Origin of the sequence: Anaerococcus sp. Marseille-Q5996 (assembly GCF_946893725.1) — a bacterium.
GTDB classification, from domain to species: Bacteria; Bacillota; Clostridia; order Tissierellales; family Peptoniphilaceae; genus Anaerococcus; species Anaerococcus martiniensis.
Window position 1 is genome coordinate 50,040 of sequence record NZ_CAMPPE010000004.1, and the last position, 14,019, is coordinate 64,058.

Sequence of the window (14,019 nt, forward strand, 5' to 3'; positions counted from 1 at the left end):
TTATTTGTTGATTGCATTTTCAAAAGCATCTACGATTAATTGTAGGTAACCTGCTGTATCTACTAGTGTGGCTCCAGATACTGCTTCAACTTTTTCGCCTTCTTTAGCTCCTGCAATTGTTTCTTTAATTTCTTCTACTGTTTTGCCAGCTACGAAATTTTCGATTGCTTCAAAGTTTTCTTTTATTGTTACTGTTGATCCAGCTTTCTCTGCCATTAGGTCAGAATAAAAATCATTATTTTCAAGCTTACTTGCTAAAACTATTTTGCTATCGGCATAGTCGTTTGCAAAATCGCTTCCTTCACCTTGAGATGTGATGCCTTCTTCAATGTATTGGTATTCGTCGATGCTTGCAGCAACAATTTTATCGCCTTCTACAGCTACAACTGCATTGGCAAATGATTTTTCACCGTGTGGAGCTCCTAAAACATATCTTAGTTCGATATTTTCTGGATTTTCAGCTTCTCCGCCGATTGCAAATGTATTGTCTTTTGCAGCTTCAACGATGTATCTTAGAAGATTTGGTGTTGACGAGAAAGTAGCACCAGAAATAGCATCCATGATTTTTTCATCATCTTCGTTTAGTACTTCTTCAAGTTCTGCAATTGTTTTTCCCTTTACAAAGTCAGTAACAGCATTGTAGTTATCCATAAGGGTAACTTCTCCACCAGCGTTTTTCATAGCTTCTGAGTATGGGTCTTTGTTAACAATTTTTGACGCTAAGATTCTGCCTTCTTTTGCGCCTTCTCCAAATCCTTTATCAGAGTTTGGTACACCTTCATAACCATCATCTTCGCCAAAGTATTGGTATTCATCGATAAATGCATCTACGATTTTATCTCCACTTGTAGCTACAACAACAGTTGTAAATGATCTTGATGCTTCATCTGGGTAAGCTCTGTGTAAAACAAGGTTGCCTTCAACAGCTGGAGTTTCAGAAGTTTCTGTATCTTCTTTTTCTTTATCATCAGCCTTTTCGTCTGCAGTTTCTTCTTTATTTTCCACAGATTCTTCAGATTCTTCAGTTTCTTTTTCTTCACCTTCTTTGCTTTCTTCGGCTTTCTCTTCTGTTTCAGCTGCTTGGTCTGCCTGATTTGTTTGATCTACGCTTTCTTCAGCCTTTTCTTCAACTGCTGTTTCATTGGAATTGTCAGCCTCTTGTGTATTATTAGCACATCCTGTAAATGCTAATGATGTTGCAAGCATAAGTGTTGCAATGTTAAATTTTTTGTTCATACGTTCTCCTCCGTTAATTTTATAAAAGTAATTGTTATAAGAATAACTAACTTGGAATTATTATAATATAAATGACAAAATTTGGCAAATCATCTAACAAAGTCCATAAATACTTACACTTGGGTATAATCTTAGTGACAAGAAAAGTTTTGAGGAGAGATTATGCAGGTAAATGTTGATAAAAAATTAGGATTTAAAATAGCAGGCAAGGCTTTTAAGATAGATAAGAGGGAAGATGCTCATCAAATAAGAGACTCATTTTTAAATGAATATAGGCAGATATTAAAAGAACATGGAGCAGCCTTTGGCCTTATGGAATATAATGCCCTTGACCAAAATTACAATTACTTTATTGGCTTTGAGGTATCTGATAGAGAGACTATTGAGAAAAATAATTTTTTGGTATATGAAATCCCAGGATCTTACTATCTAGAAGTTGCAGTAGAAGGTCTTGATGGTCTAAAAGATGCCTACTCTTATACATATGAAGAATATTTTCCAAACAAAAAGTATTTCCATGGTCTTGGAGCGGATATAGAGTTTTACCAGTATGATGAGAGCGCTGATAGTATTGGCAATGTAAAACTATTTATCCTCCTAAGGGAAAATCCTAATGCCTAAAAAAGTAATTTTTAATCTATAATGCACAAAATATATTAAATACGAACTGAGGATAATATGAAAAAAATTTTACTAGTTGGACTAATTGGCCTAAGCCTTAGTTCCTGCACCATGTTTCCAGACAAATATTCTGACCAAGAAATATTTTATGGAGATAAGCTTTTTGAAACTCGTGAACTTCCAAAATTAAACAGGATTAACTCTTCATTTACCTACATTCCAGAAGATGATTATGAAGAGTGTGAAGAATGTCAAGAAAATTATTAAAGTGGGTATATATAATCTAAACACAAAGGAGATTATTATGGGAAAACTAAAAACACTTACTACATTATTAAAAATCAACAACAAACTTGGTCTATTAGATGTTGGCGATATGATTGGTCTTGCAAGTACAGCTTATAAGGTAAAAACATTTGATCCAACAGACCATCTTCCAGATTTTAATCTAGACTTTTGGGAAAGAGAAGAGATTGAAAAAGAACAAAGAAGAAATGCAATTCTTGCAGCAGCTGTAATTGGTACAGGAGCTTACCTAATAGCAAAAAACAGAGACAAGATTGCAGATGCAGCAAATGATGCTAGAAGCAAAACAAAAGAATTAGCATCAGATGTTTCAAAAAAAGGCGAAGAATTGGCTAAAGATGCAAAAGAAAAAGTAGAAGACCTTGCCGATGATGCAGAAGATAAATTAAATCAAGGCAAAAAATCTATTGAAGCAAAAGAAGTAAAAAATAGTTTTTACGACAATTATTAAAACAAAACCCAAGGATTTAATTCCTTGGGTTTATTTTTATATATTAGATAAAAATCCATCTATATCTTCATCACTTGTTCTATAGGTTGTCACAAAACGGGCAATATTTTTACCATCGACATTGCCAACTACATCAAAGACAGAAAATTCTTTAAATTTATTAACTTGATCATCTGAAAGTATTACAAAAACTTGGTTGGATTCAAAGTCATAGGCAAGTTCATAGCCCTTATCAGATATTCCCTTTGCCAAAGCTTTTGCTTTTTCAAAGGCAATTCTTGCACCACTTACATAGCCATCTTCTTTGGAAAATACAGTTTCATACATGATGCCAACTACAAAAGATTTTGCTAAAAGATAGCCTTTTTGTTTTTGTAGGTTGATAAAGTTTTTCTTAAGTTCATCATTTACTATAACCATGGCTTCACTTAGCAAAAGTCCGTTTTTTGTCCCACCTAGGTAGAAAATATCACACAAATTGCAAATGTCGGACAAATCATAATCGCATTTATCACTGGCAAGGGCTGCAGCAAGCCTTGCCCCATCTATAAACAAATACAAATCATTTTCCTTACAAAAATCATAAATTTCTGTAAGTTCTTTTTTAGTGTAGACTTCACCAAGCTCAGTAGTGTTTGAAATATAAACTTTTTTTGGTACAGTTACAAGTTCAGAATTAAATTCTTTCAATTTTTCTTCTAAGAGCTTGCGGCTTAGTTTACCTGTTGGGCTTTCAATGGTTTCAATCTTAATACCAGTTGCCTCAATTGATCCTGCCTCATGGTCTTCAATATGACCAGTTTTTACTGCTAGTACAGAGTTTTCTTGTTGCATACCACAGCTAACTCCCAAAACATTTGCAGGAGTTCCGCCTGGCACAAAATGTATGTCTACATTATCATTTTTAAGGGCTTTTTTTATTAAATTTCTTGCATTTTCACTATGGTCATCAAAACCATAGCCGGGATTGTACTCATCTTTTGCCTTTAGTAGGGCATCAAGGACTTCAACTCTTCCTATATCATTGTAATCATTTAAGAAATAATACATATTATTCTCCTTTCACTGGACTTAATAGTGATTTTTCAATTGCTTCATTTAGTAATTTTAGGTAAGCTTCATAGGCTTGTGTTTGCCCGTAGAAGTGAACACCGTCTGTACCATTATAAAATTCAGGATGCTTAATGGCATAATCCTCCCAGTCCATGACTGTTACAAAATCATATTTTTTAGAAACTTCATTCATGGCCACACTTACACGGTGGGGTTGGTCAAACCTATTGTCATAGCAAGTTATAAGTATTAGCCTTTTGCCATCTGGTAGGACTTTTACAATTTCTTCTAGGCTTGGAGTAGGGATTTCTTTTGCATTTGTACCTAGAGCAATAATTACAATATCACCAAGGTTATTTGTTTGATCCATCTGTGATATTATACTCGCACCATCTTCCAGAGGCCTGCTGCCCTCAGCGTTTATATATAAATTTTCTATATTATTTGCCAAGTACTCTCGAGGTCCTAGCATTACGCTGTCACCGATTAGGGTAAGGGTTTTTTCTTTTTTGGCAGATTTTACAAATTCGCTATTATTTTTATCTATAGTTTGGTCGAGTTCTTTTTTATCAAGATTAATCTTTTCAATATCTTGATTTACCGACTCCCTTAAAATTTGCTTTTCAAGACTCATCATATTGCCTGCATTTTCTGATATTGCAAAGGATAGGGAAAAGCTTGTTATAATCATAAATAGAAAAACAGACTGGAAAATCAATCGATTTTTTTCATAGTTAATATGATATTTTGGATTTCTTTCTTTTAAGGAAATTATGTTTTTTCCCCTAAAAATTGGCTCAAATACATGATAGTTAAATAAAACGAGCGCAATTGTTATAAGTATGGCAAGCAAAAGTCCCTTGCCAGTCTTATCAGAATCGCTGACAATTATCCAAACCGGCCAATGAAATAGGTAAAAACCATAGGAATAATCTGAAAGCCTAGATGTAATCTTATCTTCCATTATATTTTTATTTGAGTAGGCCACCAAAATTAAAAATCCACTTATCAAATCAGTTAGGGCAAAGCCTACAAAATATGTGACCTTGCTAGCATATGACATGGTCATAGCCATTAACAATATAAGGCCTAGTCCTATTAAAGTTGCCTTGTTGTAGGGGATTTTTTTAAAGGAAAATCTTTTTACAAAGGCAGCCAAAAAGCTACCCACCATAAAGGACCCCATACGGCTAAGGTCAAAAAAGTAAACAAAACCAGTATCCACACTTTTTATAATAGTAAGCGCTAGCATCAAAACAAAGCCGATTATTGCCAGATAAAAAGTAGTCATCAAAAATAAATCTGTAAACCTACGTTTTACTGCTCGCTTTTCTAGTGATTTTTTGTAAATAAAGCCCATAATCCATGGCCAGATCAAATAAAAATGTATTTCCAAAGCCAGGGTCCAGGTGTGCATGAAAATACCAGTTATAAATTGACCTTCATAGGATCCGCCACGTAGAATTTCGAAGTAATTGTAGTTAAAGCTAATGGCTGCCAAAAATTGGTCAAAAAATCCTACACTATAATCATTATCTAAGCTTGGTAAAAACAAAGAAGATAGAAATAGCATTAGCAGGAGAGCTGGAAATATCCTTAAAAATCTCTTGGTATAAAATTTTCTATAATCTATCTTTCTTGTTTCAAATAATTCATCTATTAAGTGATAGCTGATTAAAAAACCAGACATAACAAATAAAATACTTACTCCCAAAAATCCACCTGGTAGGACAGTGGGGAAGTAGTGGTAGCCTAAGACTAGAAAAATGGCATATACTCTTAAAAAATCTAAACCCTTAATCTTCATCTTTTTCTACCTCAACAAATCCATCACTTGTTTTCTCATAAATACTGCCGTCTTTAAGTTTTATTTTTATATTATTATTACCTGATTTATGGTCAAAGTTAGCCATATAGGAGTAATCATCAGCTATGAAAGTCCCTGGACCATCAAACCTAGAATTTTTAAACTCCCCTTTGTATAAGCCATCTATACTTTTTAAAGTGCCTTTACCCTCTAATTTATTATCCACAATAGAACCTGTGTAGTAGGTCCTATTGTCAATCTTGTAATCACTAACATCTTTATCCTTGCCCTTGCCGATAAAATAGGCTAAGGATATGACCATCAACCCTAAAAGGCCTATGCCCATATAGGAAATAAATTTTCTATTATCCATATTACCCTCTCAATATATTCTATTTATATTATAACAAAAACAAAAAAATTGTAGATACAAATATTATGATTATCTAGTCAAGTTTAATCTAATTGTGTAATTAGAATAAATATAAACTATTTTTATAATTTATTGGGATTATAAAAAATATTTTGAAAATTATAAGCCATTTTTTTACCTTACTATATAGTATTTCATTAGATGTTGAAAAATCAACATTTTATTGTATAGCAAATATTACAAAATATCATAATATGATATTGATTATCATTACTTTATATGGTATACTGTAAATGCAATTAAAAAGACTTATAAATTTTAATTATATTTAAACAAATTATAAATATTATTGTTTTATATAGAAAAGGAGTAATTATGCCTGTTACATTGTTTAGTGAATGTGACTCAGTGAGAGTAACCATGATTAAGGGCAATGATCAAATTAGAAAGCATTTATCAAATTTAGGAATAGTAAAGGGCAAGGAAATGACCCTACAAAGATTTGATGGTGTTAATTATATTTTCTTAATAGAGGGAAACAAAATTGCTCTAGCAAAGGATATTGCTAAAAGAATAATTGTTGAGGAGGTTGTTGGATGAAATCTTTAAGAGATGCCAAGGTAGGAGAAAATCTTAAAGTTGCTAAAATAAAGGGAGATGGTCCTACAAAAAGAAGAATAATGGATATGGGCATTACTAAAAATACTGATCTTTTTGTAAGAAAAGTTGCTCCATTAGGAGATCCCGTACAAATAAGTCTAAGGGGATATGAACTTACAATTAGAAAACATGATGCCGAAAATATAATAGTGGAGGAAGTATGAGCTATAAAGTAGCCCTTGCGGGCAATCCAAATTCTGGTAAGACTACTTTGTTTAACGCTCTTACTGGATCAAATCAAAGAGTTGGAAACTGGCCTGGTGTTACAGTTGACAAAAAAGAAGGGAATCTAAAAAGTCACAAAGATATAGTTATCCAAGACTTGCCAGGAATTTATTCTCTATCTCCATATACATTAGAGGAAAAAGTAGCTCGTGAATATTTGGTCGATGAAAGGCCAGATTTAATTGTTAACCTAGTTGACGGGTCAAATCTTATCAGGAATTTATACTTAACAAGCCAATTTATAGAACTTGGTATCCCAACAATACTTGCCTTAAATATGGTGGATATTGTAAAGCAAAGAGGGGATAAGATTGATAAGGGTGCTTTATCTGAACTATTGGGATGTCCAGTAGTAGAAATTGTGGCAAACAAAGAAAAGGGAATTGATAAGTTAATTAATGAAATTGAAAAAGCTAATAGCAAACAAATTTATCCAAAAGCTTTAGAATTTTCTTATGATTTGGAGAATAAATTAGCAGATATTAGAAATATTATAGACTCATATGTTGATGAAGATTTAAGAAGATTTTATACCATTAAAGCCTTTGAAAATGACGAGCAAATGGTAGAGAAAATAGGAATTAGTAATGATGATCTTAAGAAAATAGACGATATTAGATCTGCTTGCGAAGAATTTTATGACGATGACGCTGAATCTATTATAACTGGTGAAAGATATGAAAGATTGGAAGTGCTTGGTAGTAGAATACTAAAGAAAGCAGCTCCAAAGCTTTCTACAACTGATAAGATAGACAATATTGTTACATCAAGGATTTTGGGTATACCAATATTTGCCCTTGTCATGTTCTTGGTTTATTCCCTTGCAGTTTACGAACATTCACCTGGAACTATGGCAACGGAAGCTGTAAATGGATTTTTTGATGATACATTGATTCCAGGGGCTCAAGCAGCTTTAGAAAGTGCAAGTATAAATGAAGTACTTGTTGGACTTGTAACAGATGGTATCTTAGCTGGTGTAGGAGCAGTACTTGGATTCTTACCACAAATGATGGTTATGTTTGCTCTTCTTTCTATCCTTGAAGATATAGGATATATGTCGAGAGTTGCCTTTATCATGGATAGATTATTTAGACGTTTTGGCCTATCAGGAAAATCATTTATTCCAGCTATGATTTCGACAGGTTGTGCAGTTCCTGGTATCCAAGCTTCTAGAACTATAGAAAATGACAGAGATAGAAGGATTACAATAATGACTACATCATTTATGCCGTGCTCTGCAAAACTTCCTGTAATAGCCCTAATAGCAGGGGCATTTTTCCCAAGCAATAGGGCTCTTATTACCTTTAGTTTTTATTTTATAGGAATAGCGGCTATTGTAATGTCAGGTGTTATATTAAAGAAATTTAAGAAATTTGCTTCTGATCCTGCTCCTTTTATTATGGAGTTGCCTCCATACCATGCACCAAGGCTAAAATCTGTTTTGCAAGATGTATGGAATAAGTCAAAAGCTTATGCAAGACGTGCTGGCACAATAATCTTACTTTCATCCATAGTAATTTGGTTTTTGACAAACTTTGACTTTAGATTAAATCTAGTTGAAGAAGATGGGGCAAATTCGATTATGGGAGTTATTGGCTCAGCTATAGGCTTTATATTTAAGCCATTGGGATTTGGCACATGGCAATCAATGGTCGCAACAATTTCTGGCTTTGTTGCCAAAGAAAATGTAGTAAATACCATGGGTATAGTTTTGGGTCTAGGCGCTGATATTACAGAAGATAGTCCAGAACTACTAGCAGCCTTTAATGCAGCTATAGGTACACCAATAGCTGGTTACTCATTCTTGCTATTTAATATGCTTTGCATGCCTTGTTTTGCAGCGGTTGGAGCTATAAAAACAGAAATGGGTGATAATAAATGGACTTTGTTAACAGTAGGTTACCAAATGGGATTTGCATATGCAATTAGTTTTATTTTCTATCAACTTGCAAGGTTGATAGCTTATGGAACATTTACTCTATCAACAATAATAGCATTTATAGTACTAGTTGCTTTACTATACTTATTGTTTAGACCTCATAAGGCTATTGCAGATAACAATACTTATAAAGCAAGTGTTGCTCGATAAAGAAATAGGAGGTAAAGATGAACCTACAATCATGGATTCTTTTAATAATAATTTTGCTAGTATGTGCTTACATTGTTTATACTAGATTTATAAAAAATGACGCAAATGAAGGCTGCAAGGATTGTCCAGGTCACAATCCACAAAAAGGTTTCAATAAAAATAAATTCTAAGAAATAGTTTATACTAATATTTAAACTGTAATAATTTTTTGAAAGTCTTTGGATAAACTAGAGGCTTTCAAAAAATTTTGCATAACTATTGATAATGATTATCGTTATACGATACATTATAAAAAAATACATTATATAAGGAGAAGTAATATGTCAAAAGTAGCTATAATATATTGGTCAGGAACAGGTAATACAGAACAAATGGCAAATGCCATTGAAGCAAGACTAAAGGAAAATCAAGTTGAATTAGATATTTATCATGCTAGCGGTTTTGATTCTACAAATCTAAACAAGTACGATGCTTTTGCTTTTGGTTGCCCAGCTATGGGAGATGAGTCTCTTGAAGAAAGTGAATTTGAGCCAATGTTTGAATCAGTCGAAGAAAAACTTGAAAATAAAGCAGTTATTATATTTGGTTCATATGAGTGGAATGAAGGTCAATGGATGATAGACTGGCAAGAAAGATGCAAAAAGCATAATATTAATTTGGCAGCAGACGGTCTTGCTGTATACGATAGTCCAACAGATGGGGATATCAAATCTTGTCATGATTTAGCAGATGAGCTAATCAAACACTTATAAAGATGGGATACGAGTTATTATCCCTTTATTGTAGCCAAGTTTTAGCAAATATAAAACCATCAAACTTATTTACTGTATCTAATATAGTTTATGATGTGGATAAACTTATAGAAACTTGGAACGAAGATTTTAATAAATACGATATATACTTTCAGATTCTATCGAAAAGAGAGAGAACATCTTCAATTTTATGTTTTAGAAAATGCTTATTGCAAGAATCTCTTAACTATGAAAAAACAAAAAATTTTTTAAAAACTTGTGGTTATAATACAAGTAATATTGATTCTTGTACCAGTTGTTTAAAAAAGAGATTTTTAGAAAATGAATTTCCACATGAAATAGGCTTGATTCTCGGTTATCCCTATGATGATGTAAAGGGATTTATTGAAAATAAAGGAAGAAATTACCTTTATAGTGGTTATTGGAAAGTTTATAAAGATAAGGAGGACAAGTGTAAATTATTTGACTTATATGATAAAATTCGACGAATCTACATAGAAGCTAATGGAAATAAGTGTAAGCTTATGAAATTAGTGGAAATAGATACTTCATAGAATAAATCTATTTTTACAATTATTAAGAAATCTACCAAGTTCATGCAAGATCTCCTAAAAATATAGGCTTGGTAGATAAATGCGTAAACATACCGATGTAATTTTAAATTACTCACAAAGGCAACCATAAACTGGCAAGTCAGTTAGGTTGCTTTTTTTTATACATACTTATAAACTTGAATAAAATAAAGGATTAGATATAATAGTAAGCAAAAGATCCCCATGAAAAATTTATGTATATTTACATAAGTTTATATTTATAAAAGGAGAGTAATATGTCTATTAAAAATAATGCTAAAGAACTTATAGGAAACACTCCACTACTAAAGTTAGATTCCTTAAAAAAAGAGGGCAGAGCTGACATATATGTAAAAGTAGAAAAAAATAATGTTGCTGGTTCTATTAAAGATAGGATTGCCCTATATATGATAGAAGAAGCAGAAAAAGAAGGCAAAATTAAAGCTGGAGATACAATTGTGGAGCCAACAAGTGGTAATACAGGTGTAGCCCTAGCAGCCTTATGTGCAGCCAAAGGATATAAATTGATTCTAACTATGCCAGCTTCTATGAGTGAAGAACGTGAACTTTTAGCAAGAGCTTATGGGGCAGAAGTAATAAGAACAACAGAAAATGCCCTACAAGGATCAGTAGATAAGGCAAAAGAACTTGCAGAAAAAGATGGATACTACTTCCCAGACCAGTTTTCAAACCCAGCAAATATAAAAGCCCACTACGAAACAACAGGACCAGAAATTTTAGCAGAACTAACACCAGATGCTTTCATAGCAGGAGTTGGTACAGGTGGAACAGTATCTGGAGTTGGTAAAAAATTAAAAGAAAAAGATAGCAATATCAAAATCTACGCTATCCAACCAGCAGAAAGTCCCCTTTTATCAGGTGGAGAAGCCTCTAGCCACAAAATCCAAGGTATAGGTGGTAACTTCATTCCTAAAAATCTAGATTTTGATGTAGTAGATGACATTGTAAGTGTAGCAAGTGATGATGCAATAAAAATGAGTAGACAATTAGCAAAAGATGAGGCCCTTGCAGTAGGAATCTCATCAGGTGCCAATGTAGTAGGAGCAATTGAAATAGCAGATAAATTAGGTGAAGGTAAAACAGTTGTAACAGTACTTCCAGATACTGGGGAAAGATACCTATCAACTAGCCTATATGAAATTAATTAGTTATGAAGAATATAAAGAGGAACTTTTAGAAGCTGCCTTAAAGAAAGATCCATCTTTAAAAAGTAAAGAAGAGGCTATCCTTTATTCCCCAGGTATAAAAGCTCTTTTAAGCCATTATAGAGCCCACAAGCTTTGGATAGAGGGCAAACAATATGAAGCGGATGAAATAGCCTTTAAATCAAGGATAGAAACAGGCATAGAAATCCATCCTGGGGCAAAGATTGGCCGAAAAACCTTTATCGACCATGGAATGGGTATTGTAATTGGAGAAACTGCAGAAGTAGGCGAAGACTGCTTGATATATCACGGTGTAACCCTAGGTGCAGTTGAAAATAAAAAAGGAAAAAGACACCCAACGGTAGGTAACAATGTCATGATAGGTGCAGGCGCAGTAGTCCTAGGTGCCATAAATATAGGCAATAATGTAAAAATAGGGGCCAACGCAGTTGTTTTAGATGATGTTATCGATAATGCAACTGCTGTTGGTGCACCAGCTAGGATTATAAAAAATAAATAATTTTTAAAAACTTCTAAGTAAGACTTTAAAAATCTTATTTAGAAGTTTTTTTATACAATTTATAGCTTATAAAATATTAAGAAGGTAGATAAAGGAAGGTTTATATGGCAAAGAAAACTCAGTATGCACTTATTTTCGCATTTGGAATCTTGCTTCATTTTTTGCTTTACCAAAGTCAGATAGTTTTTAAAAACACCATCCCCTTACTTATAATTCTTGGAGCAGGATATTATTATAATGATATACTAGAAATAAAGAAAAATGGTAAATTATTTTTGTTCCTGCTATTGGCTTTTTTATCAGGGTCAGTTATTTTTAGAGATAGTCATAATCTATCCTACCTTACAGCAAGTCCAGTAGTAGATGGTATAATATTATCTCTCGTAACTTTTATATTTTACAATTACTTAATATATGAATAAATTTGCAATAAAAAAGGGGCAAATTCGCCCCTTATATTTTTATCCTAAAAGTACTCTGTGGAAGTTTTTCTTTCCTTTTTTGATTATTATTTTATCATCTGTAAACAAATCTTCTGTAACTTCAAGGCTTGGGTCAGATACTTTTTCATCATCAATTGAAACTCCACCTTGTTTGATAAGTCTTCTTGCTTCACCATTTGACTGAGTAAGTCCAACATCTGTCATTAGTTGTAATAAACCAATTGGTAAATCTGCTTTTGAAATTTCTGTTGTTGGCATAGCATCTTCATTACCAGCACCTGCAAATAGTGCTTTTGCTGCATCTAGGGCTTCCTTGGCTTTTTCTTCACCGTGGATTAGTTTTGTAACTTCAAAGGCTAATACTTCTTTAGCATGGTTTATATCTGCTGCATCAGTTGCAGAACCTAGTTTCCTACATTCTTCTGTTGGTAAGAAAGTAAGTTGGAGTAAGAATTTTTCTACATCCCTATCATCAACATTTCTCATATATTGGAAAAGTTCATATGGGCTAGTTTTTTCTTCATCAAGCCATACTGCACCTTTTTGAGATTTACCCATTTTTACTCCATCAGCTGTTGTAAGTAGGGAAAAGGTCATCCCGTAGGCTTTGTCATTTTCTTTTTTGCGAACTAAGTCTACTCCACCGATGATATTTGACCATTGGTCAGATCCACCGATTTCTAAGGTACAATCATGGCGGCGGTAAAGTTCTAAGAAGTCGTAGGATTGTAAAAGCATGTAAGAAAATTCAAAGAATGTTAAGCCACCAGCTGTCATACGGTTTTTGTAGGCATCTTTTTTTAGCATTTCGCCTACTAAAAATTCGTTACCCACATCACGTAAAAATTCTAAGAATTTTAATTCTGTAAGCCAGTCTTTATTATTTACAACAGTTGCAGCATCATCGCCAAATTCTAAAAATCTTTGAAATTGAGAGTAAAATCTTTCTGCGTTATTATCTATTGTTTCTTCTGTCATGACCTTTCTCATGTCAGAACGACCAGATGGATCACCAATTAGAGTTGTACCACCACCTAAAAGAGCAATAGGCTTGTGGCCATAATTTTGCATACGCATCATAACCATGATTTGGATAAGATGGCCTACTGTTAATGAATCAGCAGTCGCATCAAAACCACAATAGAAAGTTAGTTTTTCATTTTTTAATTTTTCTTTAAGCTCAGCTTCGTCAGTAGCTTGCTCGTAGTAACCACGTTCTACCAGTTCGTCAAACACATTATCGTATTCTTTATCATAAGTAAATTTCATATATCCTCCTAAAAATTGGCACAAAAAAAGAGTATAGAGGGCAGAAATCTGCGGTACCACCTCTTTTTATACTCGCTTTCTTTTACACAAAGAATAGTGTTAAACTCAATGAAAGTGTAATTCGGGAAAATCTCCTTACTGGGTTTTCATTATCAAGTTATATTTAATTATTTATAATATACCCTTTATCTAATAAATCTTCAATTAGCCTATCCACTTATAAAAGAGCCTACTTCTCCTATTAGCATTAGGCTAGAGCTTATAATAAATAAAATGGTTAATTTTTTGCTAAATAAATTCCCGGAATAGATACTATAAATAATTAATATATAGGCAATTATTTGCGAAATGAAGTAGCTAGTGCCTGTTAAAAACTTATCTCCAAGCGCTACGATGAGACAAGAGATGAAAAATAATATGCTCATTCGATTTTTATGCTGGTCTACTTCTTTTTTCATATCCTATGGCCTCCTTTT

18 protein-coding genes are annotated in these 14,019 nt (G+C 33.1%); 12 read left to right on the forward strand and 6 right to left on the reverse strand.

The features are described 5' to 3' along the window. Positions 1-1,236, reverse strand: coding sequence for a peptidoglycan-binding protein (locus tag OC526_RS06170; RefSeq protein WP_262122809.1), 1,236 nt, complete (start codon positions 1,234-1,236; stop codon positions 1-3). A 162-nt stretch (positions 1,237-1,398) separates the two neighbouring features. On the opposite strand from OC526_RS06170, the gene OC526_RS06175 reads away from it, so the two are divergent. Genes OC526_RS06175 through OC526_RS06185 form a run of 3 tightly spaced genes read left to right on the forward strand, consistent with a single transcriptional unit; the run spans position 1,399 to position 2,614 of the window. Continuing rightward, the gene (locus OC526_RS06175; protein WP_262122810.1) at positions 1,399-1,857 is read left to right on the forward strand and encodes a GyrI-like domain-containing protein; all 459 of its coding nucleotides are present in this window, start codon (positions 1,399-1,401) and stop codon (positions 1,855-1,857) included. Between the two features lie 57 nt (positions 1,858-1,914). Further along, complete coding sequence (locus OC526_RS06180; protein ID WP_262122811.1) at positions 1,915-2,124, forward strand: hypothetical protein; 210 nt, start codon at positions 1,915-1,917, stop codon at positions 2,122-2,124. A 37-nt stretch (positions 2,125-2,161) separates the two neighbouring features. Beyond that, positions 2,162-2,614 carry a hypothetical protein gene (locus OC526_RS06185; RefSeq protein WP_262122812.1) on the forward strand — a complete coding sequence of 151 codons (453 nt, stop codon included), beginning with the start codon at positions 2,162-2,164 and terminating at the stop codon, positions 2,612-2,614. 36 nt (positions 2,615-2,650) lie between these two features. On the opposite strand, the gene OC526_RS06190 is transcribed toward OC526_RS06185, so the two are convergent. The 3 genes from OC526_RS06190 to OC526_RS06200 are packed head-to-tail and all read right to left on the reverse strand — an operon-like array spanning position 2,651 to position 5,847. Further along, on the reverse strand, positions 2,651-3,664 hold the full coding sequence (locus OC526_RS06190; protein ID WP_262122813.1) for a threonine aldolase family protein: 1,014 nt from the start codon (positions 3,662-3,664) through the stop codon (positions 2,651-2,653). Between the two features lies 1 nt (position 3,665). Then, positions 3,666-5,474 carry an acyltransferase family protein gene (locus tag OC526_RS06195; protein WP_262122815.1) on the reverse strand — a complete coding sequence of 603 codons (1,809 nt, stop codon included), beginning with the start codon at positions 5,472-5,474 and terminating at the stop codon, positions 3,666-3,668. Next, entirely contained in the window at positions 5,464-5,847 is a 384-nt protein-coding gene (locus tag OC526_RS06200) for a hypothetical protein (RefSeq protein ID WP_262122817.1), read from the reverse strand. The genes OC526_RS06195 and OC526_RS06200 overlap by 11 nt, the downstream gene beginning before the upstream one ends. A gap of 375 nt (positions 5,848-6,222) precedes the next feature. On the opposite strand from OC526_RS06200, the gene OC526_RS06205 reads away from it, so the two are divergent. From OC526_RS06205 to OC526_RS06245, 9 genes are all read left to right on the forward strand, one after another. Further along, complete coding sequence (locus OC526_RS06205) at positions 6,223-6,447, forward strand: ferrous iron transport protein A (protein WP_262122818.1); 225 nt, start codon at positions 6,223-6,225, stop codon at positions 6,445-6,447. Further along, positions 6,444-6,671, forward strand: a complete 228-nt coding sequence (locus tag OC526_RS06210) for a ferrous iron transport protein A (protein WP_262122819.1) — start codon at positions 6,444-6,446, stop codon at positions 6,669-6,671. The genes OC526_RS06205 and OC526_RS06210 overlap by 4 nt, the downstream gene beginning before the upstream one ends. Beyond that, positions 6,668-8,821, forward strand: coding sequence for a ferrous iron transport protein B (gene feoB, locus OC526_RS06215; RefSeq protein ID WP_262122820.1), 2,154 nt, complete (start codon positions 6,668-6,670; stop codon positions 8,819-8,821). The genes OC526_RS06210 and feoB overlap by 4 nt, the downstream gene beginning before the upstream one ends. A 17-nt stretch (positions 8,822-8,838) precedes the next feature. Continuing rightward, on the forward strand, positions 8,839-8,991 hold the full coding sequence (locus OC526_RS06220; protein WP_073998245.1) for a FeoB-associated Cys-rich membrane protein: 153 nt from the start codon (positions 8,839-8,841) through the stop codon (positions 8,989-8,991). A gap of 150 nt (positions 8,992-9,141) precedes the next feature. After that, positions 9,142-9,573 (forward strand): flavodoxin, encoded by a 432-nt coding sequence (locus tag OC526_RS06225; protein ID WP_262122822.1) that lies wholly within the window; start codon positions 9,142-9,144, stop codon positions 9,571-9,573. A gap of 2 nt (positions 9,574-9,575) precedes the next feature. After that, positions 9,576-10,127, forward strand: coding sequence for a DUF3793 family protein (locus OC526_RS06230; RefSeq protein ID WP_262122824.1), 552 nt, complete (start codon positions 9,576-9,578; stop codon positions 10,125-10,127). A 275-nt stretch (positions 10,128-10,402) separates the two neighbouring features. Further along, positions 10,403-11,314 carry a cysteine synthase A gene (gene cysK, locus OC526_RS06235; RefSeq protein WP_262122825.1) on the forward strand — a complete coding sequence of 304 codons (912 nt, stop codon included), beginning with the start codon at positions 10,403-10,405 and terminating at the stop codon, positions 11,312-11,314. Continuing rightward, positions 11,301-11,831 (forward strand): serine O-acetyltransferase EpsC, encoded by a 531-nt coding sequence (gene epsC / locus OC526_RS06240; RefSeq protein ID WP_262122826.1) that lies wholly within the window; start codon positions 11,301-11,303, stop codon positions 11,829-11,831. The genes cysK and epsC overlap by 14 nt, the downstream gene beginning before the upstream one ends. Positions 11,832-11,935: 104 nt before the next feature. Further along, positions 11,936-12,253: a hypothetical protein gene (locus OC526_RS06245; protein ID WP_262122828.1), complete on the forward strand. Its 318-nt coding sequence runs from the start codon at positions 11,936-11,938 to the stop codon at positions 12,251-12,253. Positions 12,254-12,292: 39 nt separating this feature from the next. Here the strand turns inward: OC526_RS06245 and tyrS are convergent, their stop codons facing one another. Both tyrS and OC526_RS06255 read right to left on the reverse strand, forming a co-directional pair. Further along, the gene (tyrS, locus tag OC526_RS06250; RefSeq protein WP_262122829.1) at positions 12,293-13,543 is read right to left on the reverse strand and encodes a tyrosine--tRNA ligase; all 1,251 of its coding nucleotides are present in this window, start codon (positions 13,541-13,543) and stop codon (positions 12,293-12,295) included. Between the two features lie 209 nt (positions 13,544-13,752). Then, on the reverse strand, positions 13,753-14,001 hold the full coding sequence (locus OC526_RS06255; RefSeq protein WP_262122830.1) for a hypothetical protein: 249 nt from the start codon (positions 13,999-14,001) through the stop codon (positions 13,753-13,755). Positions 14,002-14,019: the final 18 nt, after the last annotated feature.